The following is a 20,698-nucleotide window of genomic DNA, read 5'->3' as shown; positions in this document are numbered from 1 at the left end:
CGACATCCTACATCAGACATTCCCTTTACTCTTCTCCTTTCCTCGGTTTCCTGCCTCCACCACTGTCTGCATCGTTCATTCTTATTCTTCTTCCCTTGTAATTCTTTCCATCCAATGCACGGATCATCTGGTTGGCAGCGCCTTTTTCTATTTCAACCCAGCTGTTCATATCCTTCATGTCGATTTTACCCAACACATCTTTTTTCAGATCACTCATGTCTAATATAAACTGAAGGAAGCTGGCTTTATAAAAACCATCTTTGGTACCGAGGTTTACAAACAGGCGACTGTATCCACCACCACGTTTGTAATCTTTTCTGTTATCACCTTTACCTGCATCTCTGCGACGTCCCTGGTCTGGTGAATCATTGGATTCTCTTCTGTTTCTGTCGCGGAAATTGAGGTCCTCGGCATGTTCATAATATTTGAGGAAACGGTCGAATTCCATCGCTGCCACACGTTTCAACACATCTTCCTTACTTACGTCAGCAAATTTCTCTGCCAGCATGGGTACATAGGTTTCATAATCGCCATGACTGATATCGGCCGACAATAATTTATCCATGAAATGGAAAAACTGTTTGCGGCATACGTCTTTACCACTGGGGATATCGAGCTTATGAAACTTCGAGTTATTGATTCTTTCAATCTGTTTAAACTTGTACATTTCTTTACTGTGTACAATAGAGATACAGATACCTACATTACCTGCTCTTCCTGTTCTGCCGCTTCTGTGTGTGTACACTTCCACGTCATCAGGTAATTCGTAGTTGATGACATGGGTAATACCCTGCACATCGATACCACGTGCAGCCACATCAGTGGCGATGAGTAGTTGCAGACTCTTATCTCTGAACTGCCCCATTACCTTATCGCGCTGGCCCTGTGTAAGGTCGCCATGTAACGCATCGATATCGTATCCTTCACGTGTAAGACGCTCTGAAATTTCCTGTGCATCAATTTTGGTCCGGGTAAAAATGATACCATAGATACCTGGATTGAAATCGATGATCCTTTTCAGGGTTTCATACCTGTGTTGTGAACTGGTTACATAATACTGGTGATCGATGCTTTTATTCGCCGTGTTCACTTTACCCACTGTTATTTCAGCAGGTTCTTTCATGTAACGTTTACTCACTTTCCTGATCTCAGGTGGCATGGTAGCACTGAATAACCAGGTGCTCTCACGCTGTGGTGTGTTCTTCAGGATGAATTCAATATCATCCTGGAAACCCATGTTCAGCATTTCATCTGCTTCATCAAGTACCACATATTTAATTTCTTCCAGGTTAATGGCCTTTCTTTCGATCAGGTCAATTAAACGTCCGGGTGTAGCCACTACAATCTGGGTACCTCTTTTCAGGTCACGGATCTGTAATCCGATAGATGCCCCTCCATAAACTGCTACTACCGAAATGCCGGTCATATATTTTTTAAACAGTTCTATCTCTTTTACAATCTGTAAACAGAGTTCACGGGTTGGACATACCACCAATGCTTGTGGATGTTTTGCTTTTGCGTCGATCACATGTAAGAGTGGTAAACCAAAAGCAGCCGTTTTCCCTGTTCCAGTTTGGGCCAGACCAATAAAGTCTTTTGTACCACTCAACAGAATGGGTATTGCCTGTTCCTGAATTTGTGTTGGGTTCACATACCCCAACTCATCGGTTGCCTGTACCAGTCTCGCATCAATTCCTAACGCGTCAAATGTCGTCATGTATAAAAATTTTTGCAAAGTTACCCATTATCAGGGGCTTTGCGGGTTTTATTTGGGGCGGGTGAAGCCCGTGAATCATGAATACTGAATGATGAATGGCCCGCTAAAACATTGACCATTCACCATTGACCATTCACCCCCCTATTTCAATATCCGCTTAATCCCGTTCGCATGTTCAATCAGTTCCTGCAGGTATTCGTAATTCTCTTTCTCCAGACAGGCTTTGAACTTGCGAAGCTGGGCAATGTGTTCATTGAGTACATCAAGCACATTATCCCTGTTTTGCATGAAAATGGGCACCCACATAGCTGGGTTACTCTTGGCCAGCCTAACAGTGCTCTCAAAACCACCACTGGCCAGCTCAAAAATGGCATCTTCCTCTCTTTCCTTCTCCAGTACCGTATTGGCCAATGCAAAGGAGGTAATATGCGAAATATGACTCACATAAGCCACATGTACATCATGATCATCGGCCCGCATATACAGCAGGTGCATGCCCAGGGTTTTATATATGTGTTCTACCAGTTCTACCGCATCATCGTCGCTTTCTTCTTTTGAGCAGATGACGGTGGCTTTGTCGGCAAAAGCAGTTTTAACAGCAGCTTCCGGACCACTGTATTCTGTACCCCACATAGGGTGCGTGGCCACAAATCTTCCACGCTTTGGATGGCTGGCTACAGATGCACAGATGGTTTTTTTGGTGGAACCCACATCCATGATCACCTGTTTGTCGGTCAAATCGAGAATAACAGGTAACATGGCTTCTGCTGCATCAATAGGTATAGCGAGTACTACGATATCCGATTGCTGTACCGCTTTTTCAAGTGATGTAATCTCATCTACCAAACCCAGTTCCAGTGCTCGTTTTGCATGGGCCTCATTTTGTTCTACACCTGTTACATGAGACACTACCCCCTTCGCACGCAAAGTCAGCGATAATGAGCCACCAATTAATCCGGTTCCTATGATTGTAATTCTCATTTTGTTAATCTTGTTTTGATTCGATGAATCGCTTCTTCAAATTTCTCTACACTACCACAAAGACTCACCCTGATATATCTTTTTCCAGCATCACCAAAAATGCCGCCGGGTGTAATAAATACAGATGCACCATATAATACTTCATCGCTCAGTGCAAATCCATCCGCATAACTGTCCGGAATTGTAGCCCATACAAACATGCCTACCTGCTGCTTTGAGAAACTGCATTGTAATAAAGTCAGTAATTCAAATACTTTTTCTCTGCGCCGAGCATATACAGCGTTTACACTATCGTACCAATCTTTCCCCAGTTCCAATGCTTTGGCAGCGGCCAGTTGTACGGGCAAGAACATACCACTGTCCATATTACTTTTGAAACGCAATACTTCATCAATACGTTCTTTTGATGCAGCCAGCATACCTACTCTCCACCCGGCCATGTTCGAACTTTTACTCAGCGAATTCAATTCGAGCACCACTTCTTTTGCACCCGGTACACTTAATAAACTCATCGGTGTTTCGTTGAGAATAAAGCTGTATGGGTTATCGTGACAGATAAGTATGTTATGCTCTCTGGCGAATGCAATCAGCGCCGAAAAAAATGTAACGGATGGTAATTGTCCTGTTGGCATATGCGGGTAATTCACCCACATAAGCTTTACTTTGGAAAGATCTGTTGCAGCCAATGCCTGCAGATTTGGCTGCCAGTTATGTTCAGCAGATAAATCATAAGTTACAGGTGTGCCTCCGGCCAGTTTTACGGCACTGCTGTAGGTGGGATAACCCGGATTGGGAATCAATGCCTCATCACCCGCATCGAGATAAGTCATACAGATATGCATGATACCTTCTTTGCTGCCAATCAGTGGTAATATTTCTGTATCAGGATCCAGTTCAACCGAATACCATTGTTTGTACCAGTTACTCACCGCCTTTCTTAATACAGGCGATCCTTTATAACTCTGGTAGGCATGTACATTGGGCTGTGCCGCTGTTTCCTGTAATACTCGGATGACATCAGGATGTGGTGGCAGATCGGGACTTCCTATACCCAGGTTGAGAATATCTTTTCCTTCCTTATTGAGCGTATCTATTTCACGCAGTTTTTGCGAGAAATAGTATTCTCCAATACCTTCCAGTCTTGATGCTGTTTTGATCTGCATAACTTATCCTTTTACAATTTTTCCGCGCTGGTAAATACCAAATATTTTTACGTTGTTGGTGAGTGTGGCAAGTGATGCCATCACCTGATCTAATTGTTTTCTTTGTTCAAATTCCATATCGGCATAAAAGCCATATTTAAAATGACTGCCGGGTATGGGCATGCTTTGCAGTTTACTCAGGTTAATACCGCCCTGTGCTATTTTGGTAAGCACCTGCGACAAAGCTCCTCTGGCATGATTGGTTTGAAAATAGACAGAAGCCTTATTGGCTTTTGCATCTTCTTTTGCATCAGCCGCACGTTTGAGTACCAGGAAACGCGTTACATTGTTTTTCATGGTATGAATATCGGGGCCAATAATATCGAGCTTAAACAATTCTGCTGCCAGTTTGCTGGCAATGGCTGCTGTATGTTTACTTCTGTGCTGGTGAAGCAGTTTGGCGCTGAGTGCCGTATCTTCTGTTTCCACCAGTTTCCAGGGATGTTGTTCTAAATAATCAAGACATTGAAGAATGGCCATAGGGTGACTATGCACTTCCCTGATATCCTCCAGTTTTACGCCAGGGTTAACCAGCAGGTTCTGGCTGATGGAGAGGTATACCTCTCCCACTACTTTCAACCTGCTTTTTTGCAGTAGATTATAATTAGGGAGGATGCTTCCTGCAATCGAATTTTCAATGGCCATGATGGCGCCTGCCGATTGTTTGGCATCACCTGCAATTTGTATGAGGTCGCGGAAATTGGCACAGGGAATGACTTCCACCTCTTTCCCAAAAAACGATCTTGCCGCTACCTGGTGAAAACTGCCTTCATAGCCCTGAATGGCAATGCCTCCGGCAATACCCTTGTCTGCCTGTTCCTTTACTCCTTTCATATTTTTTTCTTTCCCACTCATTTTCTTATTCCTTATTTCTTGTTCCTTATTTCTTATTTTTCTCCTCCACGTATCAACAAAAAAAATCCCGGCCAATTGGGCCGGGACAGTATGTTTAGTATTTTCTATCAGTGTTATGCTTTAGCAAATACAACCCGGCTTCTTTGATTAAAGAAGTAATAAAAGAAAAAATAAAATCGGGTATTGTTTGTAAATGCGTTCATTGGATCAAATATAGAACAGTCTGAGATACCAACCATCAATCCATTAAAAAAAATTATACTAACAAACCTTAGTTTCCTTCGTCGGCAGTTCCGATCTATGGCCGGAAGCCTCCTCAGGATGACGATCGTTGATGAAATGTAAACCACTTCAATAAAAGATCATCCCGCAAATAATAAACGTCCGTCATTTTGAGAAGTTCCCGATCTGCGATCGGGATATGACGAAAAAAAAGCCCCTCCGTGGAAACGGAGCGGCCTCTAACGATTGCTTGCCATATGAAAAATTCTTGGGGAACCACTTCTGCCGGCAAGCAGGCTTTCACTTTTCAGTTCAACACGGCGGTTCCGTTGTTTAATTACTTAGCAGCAGCTGTAGTATCAGCAGTAGCTGTAGTGTCAGCAGCTGGAGCAGCAGTTGTATCAGTAGTTACAGTAGCAGCTGCAGTATCAGCAGCAGCTTCTTTGTTTTCACCTGATTTACAAGCAACAAATGATGCGCCCAGCATCAGAACGAATAATAATTTTTTCATTGTGTGGTTTTTTTGAGTGATTTTAAGGTTAATACCGCCATATAATAAAAGGTAACCCGCCCCGCTAAGATTTTTTTCAAAAAAAGTTTTCGCTGTATTTTGGGTTACTTTTACCCCCCTCAAAGTATTAAAAGAGCATTAGTGAAAGCCGATAGCAACGAACAAGCATTACTGAAAGGACTGGCTAACAACGATTCCAGGGCTATTGAAACCATCTACAAGGAGAATTTCAATACCATACAGGCTTTTATACTAAACAACAACGGTTCTTATGACGACGCCAGGGATATTTTTCAGGAAGCGATGATTGCACTGTACGAAAAAGCACAAAGCGAATCATTTGTCTTAACCTGTCAAATTAAAACCTATGTATATTCCATATGCAGGCGTTTATGGCTTAAAAGATTACAACAACTGGGAAGGTATACTAACCAGGTGGACAGCCTGGAAGAGACTGTGCCGGTGGAGGAAGATCTCGACAACCATGAAAAGCGCAACGCAGCTTTCGCCATCATGGACAGGGCGATGAATAGCCTGGGTGAACCCTGTAAAAGTTTACTCGAAGGTTATTACCTCAAGAAACTGGGGATGCAGGAACTGGCAGCCGAATTTGGTTATACCAATGCCGACAATGCCAAAAACCAGAAGTATAAATGTCTCATGCGATTGAAGAAACTCTTCTTCGCACAATATAATATCGGAGAGTAAGTACCATGGATGATATTTTATTATTAGAAGCCATCGAAAGATACCTCAACAACGACATGAGCGTTGAGGAGCGTACCTATTTCGAGAACCTGCGCAAGAATACCCCTGAAATAGACCAGATGGTAGTAGAGCATAATATGTTCCTGCACCAGATGGATATGTATTCGGCACACCGCAACCTGCGTCACGGTATTCATGATGCTCACCAGCGTTTACTGGAAAAAGGCGATATCAATGAAGGGGCTGAAATAACCACCCGTGGCCGTGTAATTCAGTTATGGCACAAATACAAACGTGTTACAGCCATTGCAGCCGGCGTAGGTGGCATCATCGCTTTATTCATCAGTGGTATGGTCATGTATTTTGCTCCCGCTGTTAATGGTAACCAGTTACAGCAACTGAGCAATGATATTGCCGCCATTAAAAAGAAACAGCAGGTACAGGGCAACCTGATCAACGAAGTAAAAAGCAAATTACCCGAAGGTGTACGTTTTGTTAGTGGTGGTTCAGGTTTCCTGATCGATCCGAAAGGATTTATCATTACCAATGCACACGTATTAAAAGGATCAGGTGCCATTGTGGTAAACAGTAAAGGACAGGAATTCAATGCCGATATCGTTCATATTGACCAGGAAAAAGATCTGGCCATCCTGAAAGTAACCGACGAAGAATTTATCCCACGCAAGAGTCTGCCCTACGGTATCCGTAAAAGCAGTTCCGATCTGGGTGAAGAAATTTATACCCTCGGTTATCCCCGCAGTGAAATCGTGTATGGTATGGGTTACCTGAGTGCCCGCAGCGGTTTCGATGGCGATTCACTCTCCTACCAGTTACAAATGAGTGCCAATCCGGGTAATTCCGGCGCACCTGTACTGAACAACAATGGTGAGATCATCGGTGTACTCAGTACCAGACAATCTTCTGCTGAAGGTGTGGTATTTGCTGTAAAATCGAAAAATATCTTCCGTATGGTAGATGCATTCAGAAAAACAGATACCGCCGCAGAAAAAATAAAGATCCCTACTAAATCGAATATCAGAAGCGCACAACGTAAACAGCAGATAGCAGAAGTGGAGGATTGTGTGTTTTATGTAAAAGCATTTGCAAAATAATTTCTGATGTCAGATGTAGGATGTCGGATTTGAGAGTATCTCCTTATATCAGACATCCTACATCAGACATCCTACATTCTCCCTACAGTTGGTTTGGTTTAAATATAGAAGAGACCCTGCTTTTGTGGGGTCTTTTTATGTGGAGGAGTTTTTTAACCACAGAGTCACACAGAGTACGCCACGGAGTTGCACGGAGGGATAATCACTAAACAACACATCTTTCGGACCGCAGACTTCCGACTCCCGGACTCCCTCCCCATTCGAAAAAAATCCCTGTATTTTTGACCATGACTATCCCTTATTACATTATCGACAGTTTTACTTCACAGCAATTCAAGGGCAACCCCACCCCAGTCTTTCTTGTTTCGGAAATGCCGGATAGTGAGCAGATGCATGCCATTGCTGCGGAAATGAATTTACCTGTTACCGCATTTTGTTTGTTCCCCCAACAGGATCATCTATATCAGATCAGGTATTACACAGTTACTGGTGAAATAGCCGCCTGTGGTCATGCAACACTGGCAACAGCTTCCATTCTTTTTGAATTAACAGGCGATACGCAGCTAACATTCAACACAACAGAAAACATCCTGCTGAAAGCCCGGCATGAAAACGGCTTTAGCTTTCTTACCTATCCCAAATACAATGGTATTCCATATACTCCTTCTCCTGCACTTATGGAAAGTCTGGGCATGACCGGTTACACCTCAGCACTATTTTGCAGGGAGCTGGACACTTTATTCATTGAAACAGATAACCCCGTTTTATTAAGGGGACTGCAACCCAATTATAAAAAAATGACAGAGGCCAATTCTTCTATCAAAGAAATCGTGGTAACCAGTATTGCTGATACCCCAGCATACGATTTTCTGCTCAGGTCATTTTGTCCATGGATAGGTATTGATGAAGACCCTGTAACTGGTTCTGTACACACGGTACTGGCTGGCTTCTGGAAAGAACGTTTGGGTAAGGAACAATTAAAAGCCTTTCAGGCATCTGCACGCGGCGGTGAAATCCTTGTTCATTATTATGATGATCAAACAGCCATAGGCGGGCAAACCGTTACGGTTGCCAAAGGGGAAATATTTGTTTGATGGCTGATGTCGGATGTCTGATGGCAGATCGCAGATATATGATTTGTATTTTCTAAGGCAGTTACCTCTAATCAAATCCGACATCAGCGATCTGACATCAGCCATCTGCCATCCATCAATTACTTCCAGAGGCTGGCCGGATATTCTCCTGCAGCTACGAGTTTATTGATGCTCTCCTGTACCCCCGGTGCATCTTCCTTATAAGTTACTCCGAACCATTGTGCGGATGTAGGAATTACTTTCACCACACCCTTACCCGACTGCACAAAATGTTTGGTAACCGTAGGTATATAAAATTCAGATTTCAGTTCCTGTCCCTGTTCATCCAGGAATTTTTCAAACAGCTCTTCTGCCAGACCAATAAAGCCCGGTGCAAAGCAGAGATAGTTCATACTCACTAAACTGTTTTCAGGCAATACCGTAAGGTTGTCGTTTTCTTCGTATACGATATCGCCTTCCGGACGGGCAAATATTTTGGTGCGTTCATTGATATCGGTGAGGTTACCATCGGCACTTACATCACATACACCACGGCTTACTGTACCATTTTCACTCAATGTGTTTTTCAGGTGATAGCCAACTATACAATAAGTCTGCTCATTGCATTGTGTGGTTAAAAATGTATAGGCTTTGACAAAAGCATCCTTACCATAAAAATCATCGGCATTGATGACGGCAAAAGGCTCATTTACTTTGCCTTTGCAACACAATACTGCATGCCCTGTTCCCCAGGGTTTGGTTCTGTCGGCAGGAATGCTTCTGCCATTGGTAAATGAACTTAATGCCTGGTACACATAATCGGTAGCAATGCGTCCTTTCAACTTAGGTTCGAATATGGCTTTGAACTGTTCTGCAAATTCTTCACGGATAATAAACACTACTTTTCCAAATCCTGCACGAATGGCATCATAAATTGAATAATCCATGATAGTTTCGCCGTCGGGACCGAATGACTGTATCTGTTTCATACTGCCATATCGACTCGCCATACCGGCTGCAAGGATCACTAAAGTTGGTTGCATAAAATTATTTAAGTGAACGAAACTAAAACTTTCAAACTTATCATAAGATAGGATGTTGATAAATATTCAAAATATTCATATTCAGTCACTACCCGGACTCTCGGCCCATGGTATTCAAACCGATATACTCCGGCTCGACCTGGTACACCCCGTTATCAGTGGTAATAAATGGTTCAAGCTGAAATATTATATAGAAGAAGCAAGAAGACAAGACTCAAATTGCCTGGCGAGTTTTGGGGGTGCTTATTCCAACCATATTGTGGCCCTGGCTTATGCAGCACAGATCAATGGTTTTGCCAGTATGGGTTTTATCAGGGGCGATGAAGAAACAACCCTGTCTTCTACCCTGCAGGAAGCCAAAAGCTATGGGATGGAATTGATTTTTATCGCCAGAAATGAATACAGGGATAAAGCCGGCATCATTAAACAATACCATCAACCGCATTATTACTGGATTCCTGAAGGTGGTTATGGTATTTTAGGTACTAAAGGCGCTGCCGATATACTGTCTGTTGCCGATTGTAGTGCTTACACACATATTCTCTGCGCTACCGGTACCGGCACCATGATGAGTGGATTGATACTGGCTGCTCAACCTCACCAAAAAATCATTGGCATCAGTGTACTCAAAAATCATGTATCCATTGTTGATGAAATAAAAACATTGATGGGTGCGTCAGTTGGCACTGATTTTGAGTGTATACATGGCTATGATTTTGGCGGATATGCCAAACACCCTGCATCACTGTTAACCTTTATGCGTGATCTGTGGGCAACAGATCAATTGCCCACCGATATTGTGTACACTGCCAAATTATGTTATGCAGTCAAAGAACTGGTTTCAACATCATTCTTTCCTGCCAACAGCAGGTTGCTGTTAATTCATAGTGGCGGGTTACAGGGCAACAGGTCTTTAGCACCCGGCAATCTGCCTTTTTAATAAATGAATTTTTGCCACTGAAGACACAGAAATACACAGAAAGTTTTTAGTGGCCTTCTGTGCTTTCTGTGGCAATAAAATATACTCATCATCAGTTGAGTGAGCAGTCAGTAGTGAGTAGTGAGTGAGTAAGTTAATAAAAAAATCGTCCACTCACTCCTGACTACTCACTACTCACTCTATATATTTGTAAGAATGAAACACTGGAACCTGTTGATCCTTTTTTGTTGCTGTAGCATCATTCATCTTTCTGCGCAAAGGGCGTTACCCGGCTTTACCATACAGGATCTGGGCAAAGGAAAAGTGAGTATCAGTTGGATCAATCCTTACCCAACCTGTAACCAGTTAGCCGTTCAACGTTCTACTGACGGCATCAATTTCAGGACCATTTTTTCTGCACAGTCGCCCGAATTACCACGCAACGGTTATGTAGACAACAAAGTTCCGCCGGCACCCAAAGTGTATTACCGTATATTTTATGTACTGGCAGGTGGTAATTATTTTTTCACCACCATTAAAACAGCTACCGAATCGGGTGATTCAGGTGATAAAGAGCAGGCAAAAAAAGAAGAGGACCTGTCTGGCCGTATCTACATACCAACAGAACCTATAAAAGACAACGGATTTAATAAAGACAGTACGTCAAAAGAAACAACGGATAGAATGATCCGTCTTTATAAAAGAGGACAGTTTTTATACCAGATCAATACACAGACTTATAAAAACTTCAGAGATTCCATCATTCAGTTTACACAAGATTCACTGGCACTCCTCAAACCCGGAGAAATTAACTGGAAACCTTTTATTCCCAAACCCAAAGAATATGTAAGTGTATTTGTAAAAGACACTTTGCTCATACAGGTTGAATACCCGCTGTACAAACAATTCAAAGATTCTGTGGCAGCCTATACCAAAGACACCCTTACCAATATCACCACTTTCAGAGCCGAGCTTTCGAGGTTTATACCCAAGCCTGTATGGAAGCCATCTGTTTATGTGTACACCAACAGCAACGGCTACCTGAATATCCAATTACCCGCACGGGATTTTACAGCCTACCGTATTGTTTTCTTTGATGCAGAAGGAAAAGAAATGTTCCGCATCAACAAAATAAAAGAAGCCGAACTCATCCTCGACAAAGCCAATTTCAAACGCAGTGGCTGGTATGATTTTGAATTGTATAAAAACAACGACCTCGTAGAGAAAAACAAGTTCTTCCTGCAAAAAGACTAGGAGAACAGAAGAACAGAGAAACAGAGAAATATTCAATGTCCAAATTGAAACCTCCTATGTTCCTACATTGCCTCCCTCTGTGCAACTCCGTGTTAAACTCTGTGTAACTCTGTGGTTTAATGTCTGAATTTTTAAAACCACAGAGTTACACGGAGTATGGCACAGAGTGGCACTGAGGTCAACCTATTATCGGGTTGCGGCTAAAATAAAAGATCAGAAACGTTATACTTCAGGAGAAGATAGTTGACTGCAATTTCACATCAAACACTTTTTCAAAATGTTTGCGCAGGCGAATTTTTACTTCTTCGAAATCCACTTCTCTTCCCAATTCTTTTTGTAAAGAGGTAACCTGCTTCCCTACAATACCGCAGGGAACTATATGATCGAAATAACTGAGGTCGGTATTGATATTGAAGGCAAAACCATGCATGGTAATCCAGCGGCTGCATTTGATACCCATGGCGCATATTTTTCTTTCCTTACCGGGTATATCAGGATCGAGCCAAACACCGGTTTCGCCTTTGCTCCTCTCTCCTTTTAATCCATAATCGGCCATGGTGAGAATAATCACTTCTTCAAGGCTGCGCAAATACCAGCCCAGATCGGTTTTAAACTGTTCCAGGTCAATAATCGGATAACCCACCACCTGCTGCGGACCATGAAAAGTAATATCGCCGCCGCGGTTAATATGGAAATAATCAATTCCCCTCGCGGCCATTTCTTCAGGTGGAATTAAAATATGTTCCTCCTTCCCGCTTTTGCCAAGGGTATAAACAGGTGAATGTTCTACAAATAAAAGATGATGTACAGGCAATGCAACAGTCGCTTCTTCGCGGTGCTTCGCTTTCATCTCAACCTTCTCCTTCAACATCTCTTCTTGCTTGTCCCATACCGACTTGTACGACCGATACCCCAGATCCTCAAAAAATACTAACTGCATGCCACAAAATTACAGCTTCCCCGCCATTATTACGCTCCTCTCCAGCTAACACACCTCCGTGCAACTCCGTGTTCAACTCTGTGTAACTTTGTGGTTAAAAAATCTTAGCAATTAAACCACAGAGTTGCACGGAGGTAGCACTAGATTACATGAACTGCCAGACAGACCTTACCACAAATGCCTTCGAAGAGTTATTTTTGCCAAATGCTGGATGATTTAGATTTAATAAACGAAGAGGCTACGGAAGAACTATACGAACGCCAATCCTTTAAAGTAGATAAAGGACAGGAACCCATGCGTATCGACAAATGGGTACAGGGACGTATTGAAGGCGCCACCCGCAGCAAAGTACAGAAAGGCATAGAAGCCGGCTTCCTCACCGTGAACGGTCAGGTGGTCAAAAGCAATTACAAGATAAAACCGGGCGATGAAATTCTCATGATGAGTCTCATCAACCCCGAACATACAGAGCTCAAACCCGAAAATATTCCGCTGAATATTGTGTATGAAGATGATGCCATCATGGTATTGAATAAACCACCTAATATGGTGGTGCACCCGGGTGTGGGCAATTTTACGGGTACCATGCTCAATGGGGTGGCTTATCATTTCCTGCAGCAGAATCCCAATCTCGATGAAGAAAGTCTGCCCCGTTTCGGACTGGTACACCGCATCGATAAAAACACCACCGGATTAATTGTACTCGCCAAAACCGGCGATGCCGCCGCACACCTGGCCAAACAGTTTTTCAATCATACCGTCAACAGAAAATACCAGGCACTGGTTTGGGGCGATGTACAGGAAGACAGCGGCACCATTGAAGCACATATTGCACGACACCGGCAGCACCGAAAAATGTTTGATGCTTATCCTGAAGGAGAAATTGGTAAACATGCCATCACGCATTATAAAGTGCTCGAACGTTTTAATTATGTAACACTGGTAGAATGTGTACTCGAAACAGGGCGCACCCACCAGATACGTGTACACATGAAACATATTGGCCACACATTATTCAACGACTGGGAATATGGTGGCGACAAAATTTTAAAAGGCACCATCTATACCAAGTACAAACAATTTGTAGACAACTGTTTTGACATGTGTCCCCGCTGCGCATTGCATGCACAAACACTGGGCTTTATTCACCCCGTTACCAAACAACCCATGCACTTCGAATCGCCTTTGCCGGAGGATATGCAACAGGTGATTGAAAAGTGGCGAAAATACATGCATAAGAAAACAGAGGAATAAGGAATAGGAAATAAGGAATGAGAAAGTGTATTGTTGCTTATTGTTTGAGAAGTGATGATAAAGCATTATTAAACAGAACACTGATTTTCATAATTATGATGATTGATCATGAAAAATCATCATAATCATGAAAATCTGCGTTCCATACACCACCCTCCGTGTAACTCCGTGTTTCACTCTGTGTAACTCTGTGGTTAAAAAATGTTCTATAAATTAAACCACAGCGTTACACGGAGTACGGCACGGAGTTGTACAGAGGGAGTAATACTAAGTAATTCACCCCTTGTCTCTTGACTCTTGTTTCTTATTTCTTATTTCCTATTCCTTATTTCTCTGTTCTATATATTTGCATTATAAAACTGAAAACATATGTCTCCTGACATCCGTCATAACTGGACCGCCGAAGAAATTCACGACATCTACAATATGCCTTTGCTGGAGCTGGTATTTCGTGCAGCAGAACTGCACAGAAAGTATAATGATACTGCCGAAGTACAGGTATGTACCCTGCTGAGTATTAAAACAGGCGGCTGTAGTGAAGACTGTGCGTATTGTCCGCAGGCAGCCCGTTATAATACGGGAGTAGATGTACAGGCATTGATGAAGAAAGATGAAGTGCTGGCCTATGCACAGAAAGCCAAAGATGCCGGCTCTACCCGTTTCTGTATGGGTGCTGCCTGGAGAGAAGTAAGAGACAACCGCGATTTCGATCGTGTACTCGATATGGTAAAAGGTGTCAATGAAATGGGCATGGAAGTATGCTGTACCCTCGGCATGCTCACCGAAGACCAGGCCAAAAAATTAGCCGATGCCGGACTATACGCTTACAACCATAACCTCGATACCAGTAAAGAACATTACAGCGAAATCATCAGCACCCGTACTTATGAAGATCGTTTGAATACACTCGACAATGTACGCAAAGCAGGTGTTACCGTTTGTTGTGGTGGTATCATCGGTCTGGGTGAAACACATGAAGACCGTATCGGTATGTTGCATACACTGGCCACCATGCCCGAACATCCGGAAAGTGTGCCTATTAATTCGCTCGTGGCTATTAAGGGAACACCATTGGAAAACAATACCAAGGTAGATGTGTGGGATATGGTTCGCATGATTGCTACCGCACGTATTCTCATGCCTAAAACCATGGTTCGTTTAAGTGCGGGCAGAACAGACATGAGCATTTCCGATCAGGCATTGTGTTTCATGGCTGGTGCCAACTCCATCTTCGCCGGCGATAAACTCCTCACTACCCCTAACCCATCCTTCGATGAAGACAACCAGATGTTCCAGTTGTTAGGGCTGCAGCCGAGGAAAGCGTTTAAAGAAGAAAGCAAGCAGTATTTGAGAGAGCTGGTGGAAGCGGGATGAAACAGAGAAATAAGAAACAGAGAAATAAGAAATAAGGAATAAGAAATAAGAAAATAGAAGGCAGCGTATCTGAATGATAACGCTGCCTTCTATTTTTTTTATTTACAACTCTCTATCTTCTTCATTTACTTTCTTATTCCTTATTTCATATTCCTTATTTCTTATTTCTCCTCCCCCTTTCTTATTCCTTATTTCTTATTTCATATTTTTCATCTCCCTTTCGGCCTGAATGACCTCACTGGCGGCGCCGGTTCTTTCTTCAATTCAATACCTTTACTTGGCATGAGTTTCAACGCTTCCTGTACTGCTTTTTCCAGTTGCGGGTCGCGGCCTTCTATGATGGCTTTGGGGTCATGAAAAACTTCTACATCGGGCGAAACACCAACGGCTTCAATGGCCCATTTACCATCGGTATCAAAGAAACCACCACGTGGGGCAACCATGCGACCACCATCGATGAAAGGAGGTGTATCCCATGTACCAACAAGACCACCCCAGGTACGGGTTCCTACGAGCGGACCAATATTGGCTTTCTTGAACATGTACGGCAACAGATCGCCGCCGGAGCCGGCATTCTCATTAATGATCATCACTTTCGGACCCCAGATGCCCGCCATGGGTGTAGTAGATGGTCTATGTCCTTCTACACGGTTGTTGAAATAACCCATGAGCTGGCGGTTCATGATGTCGACCATATAATCTGCTGCAGAGCCGCCGCCATTGTTTCTTTCATCGATGATGGCGCCTTTTTTATCCTGCTGCGAAAAATAGTAACGGTTGAAATAAGTGTAACCGGGATTTCCGGTATTGGGCACATATACATAAGCCAGTTTACCACCCGATAAATTGTCTACTCTTTTTCTATTGCTTTCTACCCAATGTCTGGAACGCAAACCGCCTTCATTGGCTATGGGCACCACCGTGATGAGTCGGGAACCTTCGAGTGAAGGTTTATTGTTCACGCGAATTTTAACCTGGCGGTTAGCGGTGCCTTCAAATAAACTGAAGAGATTCATATCGGCTGTGAGTGCTTTACCATTCACTTCCAGTAAATAATCACCTTCCTGTACGTTGATGCCCGGACCACTTAAGGGAGAACGCAGTTCGGGGTTCCAGTTTTCGCCATTGTATATTTTACTGATCACGAAATAGCCGTTCACCACTTTATAATCGGCACCGAGTAAACCACCCGGTATGGAAGGCACATTCGGAAAATCGCCGCCACTGGTGTAAGAGTGACCCACGGCAATTTCACCACCTAAAATATCGATGATATAGTTGAGATCGCTTCTGTGTTTAACATGTTTTACCCAGGGTTTGTACCAGGTAAAAATCTGATCCCATGGAGCGCCATGTGTATTATCTACATAGAGAAAATCGCGCTGGTAGCGCCATCCTTCCCTGAAAATCTGTTCTGCTTCCTGCGAAGGGTCAACATATACTTTCATACCATCGGTGGCCAGCCTGCCCTCACCGGGGCGTGGTGCCGCTGCCGTTCCGTTGATGAACCAGCCCGGTCCCGCACGGTACAATATACTTTTACGATCGAAGCTGGTAACGGCTGCAGCAACCGATCGAACAAATTCTACAGATTTTCTATCCTTCATGCTATAGCGATGCAGTATGAAGCCTTGTTCATTGGGTACGGTTTCTGTATAGAAAACAGTGCCTTCCGGTCCGGCCACGAGGCTGGTATAATCGCGTAATGGAATACTGGTGGCTACAATGCGCTGATCCAGTCCATCAAAATCTATTTTCACCTGCACAGCACCTGCGGCTGCGGGGCGGGCTGTTCTGGCAGAATCAGATACTTTCACCGGTTCATCATCACTCTTCAGCTCAAAGGGCGAAGGGGCTTCTTTGCTCAGCACGGCAATATACAATGCACGGTTTACGGGATAATTGTAACTGCTCATATCGAGCCAGCCTGTTGCCAGCGCATAATCGGTACTGGCCAGGAAGTACAAATATTTTCCATTCTCATCCCACTGCGGATCGATGGCATCAGACAAACCATCAGTAATCTGTTTGCTGCTGCCCGATTCGAGGTTGTACACTTTAATGGCTTTAAACTGGTTGTTCTGCAATTGCGCATAAGCGATCCATTTACTGTCGGGCGACCACACAGGTTTCATGGTTCTGTTGGGATGCGCATAGCGGTCAGTATCCACCAGTTTAACGGCACCTGTTTTTACATCCATGTACCAGATATTATAATCAGTATCGCTGAACGCAATGTATTTGCTGTCGGGCGACCAGGCCGGTGTGAAATAGAATTTTTTATTGGGAATGGCAAAAGCCTGTGCCGGCTGTAAACCAAACTGGTCGCGTATCATCAACTGGTACTCTCCGCTGGCATCGGAGAACCAGGCAATCTTCTGACCATCGGGCGACCATACCGGCGCACGGTCTGCACTGCCGGGTGTATTGGTAATATTTCGCCAGTCGCCATTTTCTTTGGGAACGGTAAACACTTCACCCCTGCTTTCAAACAAAGCCCTTTTACCTGTTGGCGACAGACTGGCATTGATGAGCGAACCCGCACCCAGATCGTTCCAGCGTGGGCGGCCCCAGTTGAGATCGCCTTTTACATGTATTTCTAACTGTGTTGTTTTGGCGGAAGAAAGATCAAGATTATGCAGATAACCTCCCTGCTCATACACCAGACCATTACCACCCGAAGCAAGATTCTTTACATCGAAGTCTTTATGAAACGTAAGTTGTTTCTGTTGTTTGGTTTTCGGATCGTAGGACCATACATTGTTGATGAAATCCTGCTCCGATAAAAAATAGAGTATGCCATTGTTCCATACAGGTGCTGTATGACGCTCGCGATCGCCCTGCACCGTTTTTACGGTTTCGTGTGTGGTCATATTGAATAACCAGATGGGTTGTGCCTGACCGCCCCGGTAATTGCGCCATTCAGGGTCCCAGAAACTATAGGGCTGGTAGGCCATGGTTTTTCCATCGGGCGATAAACTGCCCACAAAACCAAAAGGCACAACCATGGCAGTAGGTGTACCACCTGTTACGGGCACGGTAAAGAATTTGGCATTCACCGTAGGATAACCCTCCCTGCCTGAAGTAAAATAAACAGCCTTGCCATCCGGCATCCATCCCTGCACAATATCTACCCCCGGATGATAAGTCAATCTCTTAGGTTCGCCACCATCAATGGGTATCATAAAAACATCCGAGTTCCCATCGTACTGCCCCGTAAATGCCACCCATTTACCATCGGGACTAATCCTGGGGCTGGTTTCCGAACCCACGGCACTGGTGAGTCTGCGGGCATCACCGCCTTTACGGTCGGTGACCCATATATCATCAGCATGTACAAAGACGATATGGTCTTTACTGGCAGATGGCTGACGCAGCAGCATGGTGCCTTGTGCCTGGACCAGTTGGGCCACGACAAGGAGGATGAGGATGGATTGGAGTTTTAGCATAAGTTTTAGTTTGGATGGGTAATTTACTAAAACTCTTTTAGGCTTGTGTAATAGATTACGGGAACCCTTTTTCAGACATGAAATATTTGAGATATTTCTATCCGAAATGAACGTTTCGTAAATTTACTACGGAGCATTATAGATTGACGAAATAAAGTTTCGTCAATCTATAAGTTACCTGCAAGCTTAAACTTACACCCTCCAATAATTTATGCCTGACAAAAACGAAATTGAAAGACGCAAACAAATCTCAAGAGATTTAAAGCTCAAGGCACAACAAGAATCTGAAAATAGTTTGCCGACAAGCCGTGAAAATTTTAAAGCTTTGTTTGACTATTTGGACGAACGACTTACTGACAGCCCTTGCGACGATACACTTAAACTCTCTGTAGTTTTTTTGCAATCTCTAAGACTTGACAACATTGAAGAAATCACTGAATGGCTCGGTGAAAACGGTGGATATTGCGATTGTGAAGTCTTGGCTAATGTGGAAGAAAAATTTGACGAAAATGCAATATTTTAAACTATTTTAACAATGCTCGACCAAAATTTTTGTGAAACGCTTGAGTACAAAATTTCTGAAGTACTTGAAAATATTGATGACGAAAATGTGATAGGTTTTTGGTGTGACGGAGTTTTGGTAACAGAGCCAGATAATTACTATTCACAAAAGTTCATCAATGATAAAAGGCAAGTGCAAATGCAAGCGTATGTTGGCAAAGATGGACAAGGCATTTATAGTTTGACATTAAAGTTCGGAAACAAAGCATTAAGCAAGTACGCAGGGCATTTGAGCATAGTTGAATGTATTCCGCAGACAGATTTCAAAAGTTGGTTTAAGATAGACACATCAAAAAAAGAAATTGAAGTACAACTTGACTGACAACAAAAGCCAGCAGGCAACGCAAAGCGTTGGTCATCACCTGTAATTCTTTTTAGCTTTTGTACCCGCTGACATTTATCTATTAAGCTTTTGAATAAAATTTTATCTTTAGTAACACAATTCAGCAATCGTCGCTAGGGGCGGCGTAAAAAATTGCCCCTGACCGCAAAGCTGTGAACCGTTAGGTGTAATGCTAAAAGACCATGAGCACACACACATTTCAAATATCAATTCCTAAAGACGACGACGGATTTGTAGGTAGAGAATGTCTTGAATGCAAAAGGTATTTCAAAATCAAGCCAGGAACAGGCTTGCCAACTCAACATTGTCACTGTCCATATTGTGAATATGAGGGTGACCAAAATACTTTTTGGACTCAAGACCAAATTGATTATGCACAAAGTGTTGGCAAGCAAATAGCCTACGAGAAATTGGTAGCACCGTTATTAGACGACTTGACAAAATCTTTCAAGAAGTTAGAATCTTCAACAAGAGGCAGTTTTTTACAAATAAAAGTCAACACAACTATAACTACACCATTCTTTCCAATAAAATATTATAATGAATCTGAGCTTGAAACACTTTTAACCTGCGATAATTGCAAACTCGAATTTGCTATATACGGTGTGTTTTCAAGATGTCCAGATTGCAGTCAGTTAAACGCCTTTTCTATATTTCAAAAATCAATTGAAGTTTGCAAAAAGCAAATTGAACTTTTCAACCAATTCCCACATGATAAGGATGTGGAACTTGCTAATTTAAAATTCATTTTGAGTAATGCCATTTCATCTTTTGATGGTTTAGGAAAAGAACTTAGAAAAAAGTTAGTTGGACAATTCCCCGACAAACCTAAAAATTTATTCCAAAATATTGATGAATTAGAAAAAGTGTTGTTACAGAATTTTAGTCTGGACATTAAAACACAGTTGTCTAACTATTCTTTTCTAAGACAAATGTTTCAAGTAAGACATGTTTTTGAACATAACATGGGTGTTGTTGACGCTGATTTTATTAGAAAAGTTCCAAGTTTAAACCATTTGGTAGACAGAAAATATCCACTGACTTTAAATGAAGTTCAACTGTTCTTAGGCTTTTCCTTCTCCTCAGAGTGTTCTCCGCATTCTATCTTCCTTCTTCCTAGGGTTCCCCGCGACGTCTCCCTCTATCACCGCAGGTGAAAGAATCGGGACGTTGCGGCAGA

Annotated in this window: 18 protein-coding genes; 10 read left to right on the top strand and 8 right to left on the bottom strand. The window is 43.0% G+C overall.

Annotated features, from left to right (window positions below; genetic code table 11):
• Window positions 1-25: 25 nt before the first annotated feature.
• From ACH3Z1_RS15615 to ACH3Z1_RS15595, 5 genes are all read right to left on the bottom strand, one after another.
• Window positions 26-1,717: a DEAD/DEAH box helicase gene (locus tag ACH3Z1_RS15615; protein ID WP_490822939.1), complete on the bottom strand. Its 1,692-nt coding sequence runs from the start codon at window positions 1,715-1,717 to the stop codon at window positions 26-28.
• Window positions 1,718-1,858: 141 nt separating this feature from the next.
• Window positions 1,859-2,698 carry a prephenate dehydrogenase gene (locus ACH3Z1_RS15610; RefSeq protein ID WP_490822938.1) on the bottom strand — a complete coding sequence of 280 codons (840 nt, stop codon included), beginning with the start codon at window positions 2,696-2,698 and terminating at the stop codon, window positions 1,859-1,861.
• Complete coding sequence (locus tag ACH3Z1_RS15605) at window positions 2,695-3,861, bottom strand: pyridoxal phosphate-dependent aminotransferase (RefSeq protein WP_490822937.1); 1,167 nt, start codon at window positions 3,859-3,861, stop codon at window positions 2,695-2,697. The genes ACH3Z1_RS15610 and ACH3Z1_RS15605 overlap by 4 nt, the downstream gene beginning before the upstream one ends.
• Before the next feature lie 3 nt (window positions 3,862-3,864).
• Window positions 3,865-4,734, bottom strand: a complete 870-nt coding sequence (locus tag ACH3Z1_RS15600; protein ID WP_490822936.1) for a prephenate dehydratase — start codon at window positions 4,732-4,734, stop codon at window positions 3,865-3,867.
• Between the two features lie 580 nt (window positions 4,735-5,314).
• Window positions 5,315-5,488, bottom strand: a complete 174-nt coding sequence (locus ACH3Z1_RS15595; protein ID WP_490822935.1) for a hypothetical protein — start codon at window positions 5,486-5,488, stop codon at window positions 5,315-5,317.
• A gap of 141 nt (window positions 5,489-5,629) precedes the next feature.
• Here ACH3Z1_RS15595 and ACH3Z1_RS15590 point away from each other — a divergent pair, with 141 nt between their 5' ends.
• The 3 genes from ACH3Z1_RS15590 (at window position 5,630) to ACH3Z1_RS15580 (ending at window position 8,402) form a co-directional block, all read left to right on the top strand.
• Window positions 5,630-6,196 carry an RNA polymerase sigma factor gene (locus ACH3Z1_RS15590; RefSeq protein ID WP_490822933.1) on the top strand — a complete coding sequence of 189 codons (567 nt, stop codon included), beginning with the start codon at window positions 5,630-5,632 and terminating at the stop codon, window positions 6,194-6,196.
• 5 nt (window positions 6,197-6,201) lie between these two features.
• Window positions 6,202-7,308, top strand: a complete 1,107-nt coding sequence (locus ACH3Z1_RS15585) for a S1C family serine protease (protein ID WP_490822932.1) — start codon at window positions 6,202-6,204, stop codon at window positions 7,306-7,308.
• A 287-nt stretch (window positions 7,309-7,595) separates the two neighbouring features.
• Window positions 7,596-8,402 carry a PhzF family phenazine biosynthesis protein gene (locus ACH3Z1_RS15580; protein WP_490822931.1) on the top strand — a complete coding sequence of 269 codons (807 nt, stop codon included), beginning with the start codon at window positions 7,596-7,598 and terminating at the stop codon, window positions 8,400-8,402.
• A 119-nt stretch (window positions 8,403-8,521) separates the two neighbouring features.
• Here ACH3Z1_RS15580 and ACH3Z1_RS15575 read toward each other — a convergent pair whose 3' ends face one another.
• Window positions 8,522-9,424, bottom strand: coding sequence for a glycosyltransferase family protein (locus tag ACH3Z1_RS15575; RefSeq protein WP_490822930.1), 903 nt, complete (start codon window positions 9,422-9,424; stop codon window positions 8,522-8,524).
• Window positions 9,425-9,476: 52 nt separating this feature from the next.
• Between ACH3Z1_RS15575 and ACH3Z1_RS15570 the strand changes: the two genes are divergently transcribed.
• Window positions 9,477-10,364, top strand: a complete 888-nt coding sequence (locus ACH3Z1_RS15570; RefSeq protein WP_490822929.1) for a 1-aminocyclopropane-1-carboxylate deaminase/D-cysteine desulfhydrase — start codon at window positions 9,477-9,479, stop codon at window positions 10,362-10,364.
• Between the two features lie 195 nt (window positions 10,365-10,559).
• Window positions 10,560-11,597 (top strand): hypothetical protein, encoded by a 1,038-nt coding sequence (locus ACH3Z1_RS15565; RefSeq protein WP_490822927.1) that lies wholly within the window; start codon window positions 10,560-10,562, stop codon window positions 11,595-11,597.
• Window positions 11,598-11,826: 229 nt separating this feature from the next.
• Here the strand turns inward: ACH3Z1_RS15565 and lipB are convergent, their stop codons facing one another.
• Window positions 11,827-12,537, bottom strand: coding sequence for a lipoyl(octanoyl) transferase LipB (gene lipB / locus ACH3Z1_RS15560; protein ID WP_490822926.1), 711 nt, complete (start codon window positions 12,535-12,537; stop codon window positions 11,827-11,829).
• A gap of 204 nt (window positions 12,538-12,741) precedes the next feature.
• Between lipB and ACH3Z1_RS15555 the strand changes: the two genes are divergently transcribed.
• Together ACH3Z1_RS15555 and bioB are read left to right on the top strand one after the other, a co-directional pair.
• Window positions 12,742-13,791, top strand: coding sequence for an RluA family pseudouridine synthase (locus tag ACH3Z1_RS15555; RefSeq protein WP_490822925.1), 1,050 nt, complete (start codon window positions 12,742-12,744; stop codon window positions 13,789-13,791).
• A 369-nt stretch (window positions 13,792-14,160) separates the two neighbouring features.
• The gene (gene bioB, locus ACH3Z1_RS15550) at window positions 14,161-15,165 is read left to right on the top strand and encodes a biotin synthase BioB (RefSeq protein ID WP_490822924.1); all 1,005 of its coding nucleotides are present in this window, start codon (window positions 14,161-14,163) and stop codon (window positions 15,163-15,165) included.
• 209 nt (window positions 15,166-15,374) lie between these two features.
• Here the strand turns inward: bioB and ACH3Z1_RS15545 are convergent, their stop codons facing one another.
• Entirely contained in the window at window positions 15,375-18,614 is a 3,240-nt protein-coding gene (locus ACH3Z1_RS15545) for a S41 family peptidase (protein ID WP_490822923.1), read from the bottom strand.
• Between the two features lie 211 nt (window positions 18,615-18,825).
• Here ACH3Z1_RS15545 and ACH3Z1_RS15540 point away from each other — a divergent pair, with 211 nt between their 5' ends.
• The 3 genes from ACH3Z1_RS15540 (at window position 18,826) to ACH3Z1_RS15530 (ending at window position 20,675) form a co-directional block, all read left to right on the top strand.
• Window positions 18,826-19,137, top strand: a complete 312-nt coding sequence (locus ACH3Z1_RS15540) for a DUF2695 domain-containing protein (RefSeq protein ID WP_490822922.1) — start codon at window positions 18,826-18,828, stop codon at window positions 19,135-19,137.
• 12 nt (window positions 19,138-19,149) lie between these two features.
• Window positions 19,150-19,497 (top strand): hypothetical protein, encoded by a 348-nt coding sequence (locus tag ACH3Z1_RS15535; protein ID WP_490822921.1) that lies wholly within the window; start codon window positions 19,150-19,152, stop codon window positions 19,495-19,497.
• 203 nt (window positions 19,498-19,700) lie between these two features.
• Window positions 19,701-20,675 carry a hypothetical protein gene (locus tag ACH3Z1_RS15530; protein ID WP_490822919.1) on the top strand — a complete coding sequence of 325 codons (975 nt, stop codon included), beginning with the start codon at window positions 19,701-19,703 and terminating at the stop codon, window positions 20,673-20,675.
• The last annotated feature ends 23 nt before the right edge of the window (window positions 20,676-20,698 follow it).

The sequence above is a fragment of the Sediminibacterium sp. FW305-C-49 genome (assembly GCF_058231085.1).
This window is presented reverse-complemented; position numbering and strand designations above follow the sequence as displayed.

Excerpts from the sequence above, each read along its gene's own strand:
- ACH3Z1_RS15530 (WP_490822919.1), top strand. The coding sequence starts at position 19,701 with ATGAGCACACACACATTTCAAATATCAATTCCTAAAGACGACGACGGA.
- ACH3Z1_RS15565 (WP_490822927.1), top strand. The coding sequence starts at position 10,560 with ATGAAACACTGGAACCTGTTGATCCTTTTTTGTTGCTGTAGCATCATT.
- ACH3Z1_RS15570 (WP_490822929.1), top strand. The coding sequence starts at position 9,477 with ATGTTGATAAATATTCAAAATATTCATATTCAGTCACTACCCGGACTC.
- ACH3Z1_RS15580 (WP_490822931.1), top strand. The coding sequence starts at position 7,596 with ATGACTATCCCTTATTACATTATCGACAGTTTTACTTCACAGCAATTC.
- ACH3Z1_RS15610 (WP_490822938.1), bottom strand. The coding sequence starts at position 2,698 with ATGAGAATTACAATCATAGGAACCGGATTAATTGGTGGCTCATTATCG.
- bioB (WP_490822924.1), top strand. The coding sequence starts at position 14,161 with ATGTCTCCTGACATCCGTCATAACTGGACCGCCGAAGAAATTCACGAC.
- ACH3Z1_RS15600 (WP_490822936.1), bottom strand. The coding sequence starts at position 4,734 with ATGAAAGGAGTAAAGGAACAGGCAGACAAGGGTATTGCCGGAGGCATT.
- ACH3Z1_RS15585 (WP_490822932.1), top strand. The coding sequence starts at position 6,202 with ATGGATGATATTTTATTATTAGAAGCCATCGAAAGATACCTCAACAAC.
- ACH3Z1_RS15615 (WP_490822939.1), bottom strand. The coding sequence starts at position 1,717 with ATGACGACATTTGACGCGTTAGGAATTGATGCGAGACTGGTACAGGCA.
- ACH3Z1_RS15540 (WP_490822922.1), top strand. The coding sequence starts at position 18,826 with ATGCCTGACAAAAACGAAATTGAAAGACGCAAACAAATCTCAAGAGAT.
- ACH3Z1_RS15575 (WP_490822930.1), bottom strand. The coding sequence starts at position 9,424 with ATGCAACCAACTTTAGTGATCCTTGCAGCCGGTATGGCGAGTCGATAT.
- ACH3Z1_RS15545 (WP_490822923.1), bottom strand. The coding sequence starts at position 18,614 with ATGCTAAAACTCCAATCCATCCTCATCCTCCTTGTCGTGGCCCAACTG.
- ACH3Z1_RS15595 (WP_490822935.1), bottom strand. The coding sequence starts at position 5,488 with ATGAAAAAATTATTATTCGTTCTGATGCTGGGCGCATCATTTGTTGCT.
- lipB (WP_490822926.1), bottom strand. The coding sequence starts at position 12,537 with ATGCAGTTAGTATTTTTTGAGGATCTGGGGTATCGGTCGTACAAGTCG.
- ACH3Z1_RS15605 (WP_490822937.1), bottom strand. The coding sequence starts at position 3,861 with ATGCAGATCAAAACAGCATCAAGACTGGAAGGTATTGGAGAATACTAT.
- ACH3Z1_RS15535 (WP_490822921.1), top strand. The coding sequence starts at position 19,150 with ATGCTCGACCAAAATTTTTGTGAAACGCTTGAGTACAAAATTTCTGAA.
- ACH3Z1_RS15555 (WP_490822925.1), top strand. The coding sequence starts at position 12,742 with ATGCTGGATGATTTAGATTTAATAAACGAAGAGGCTACGGAAGAACTA.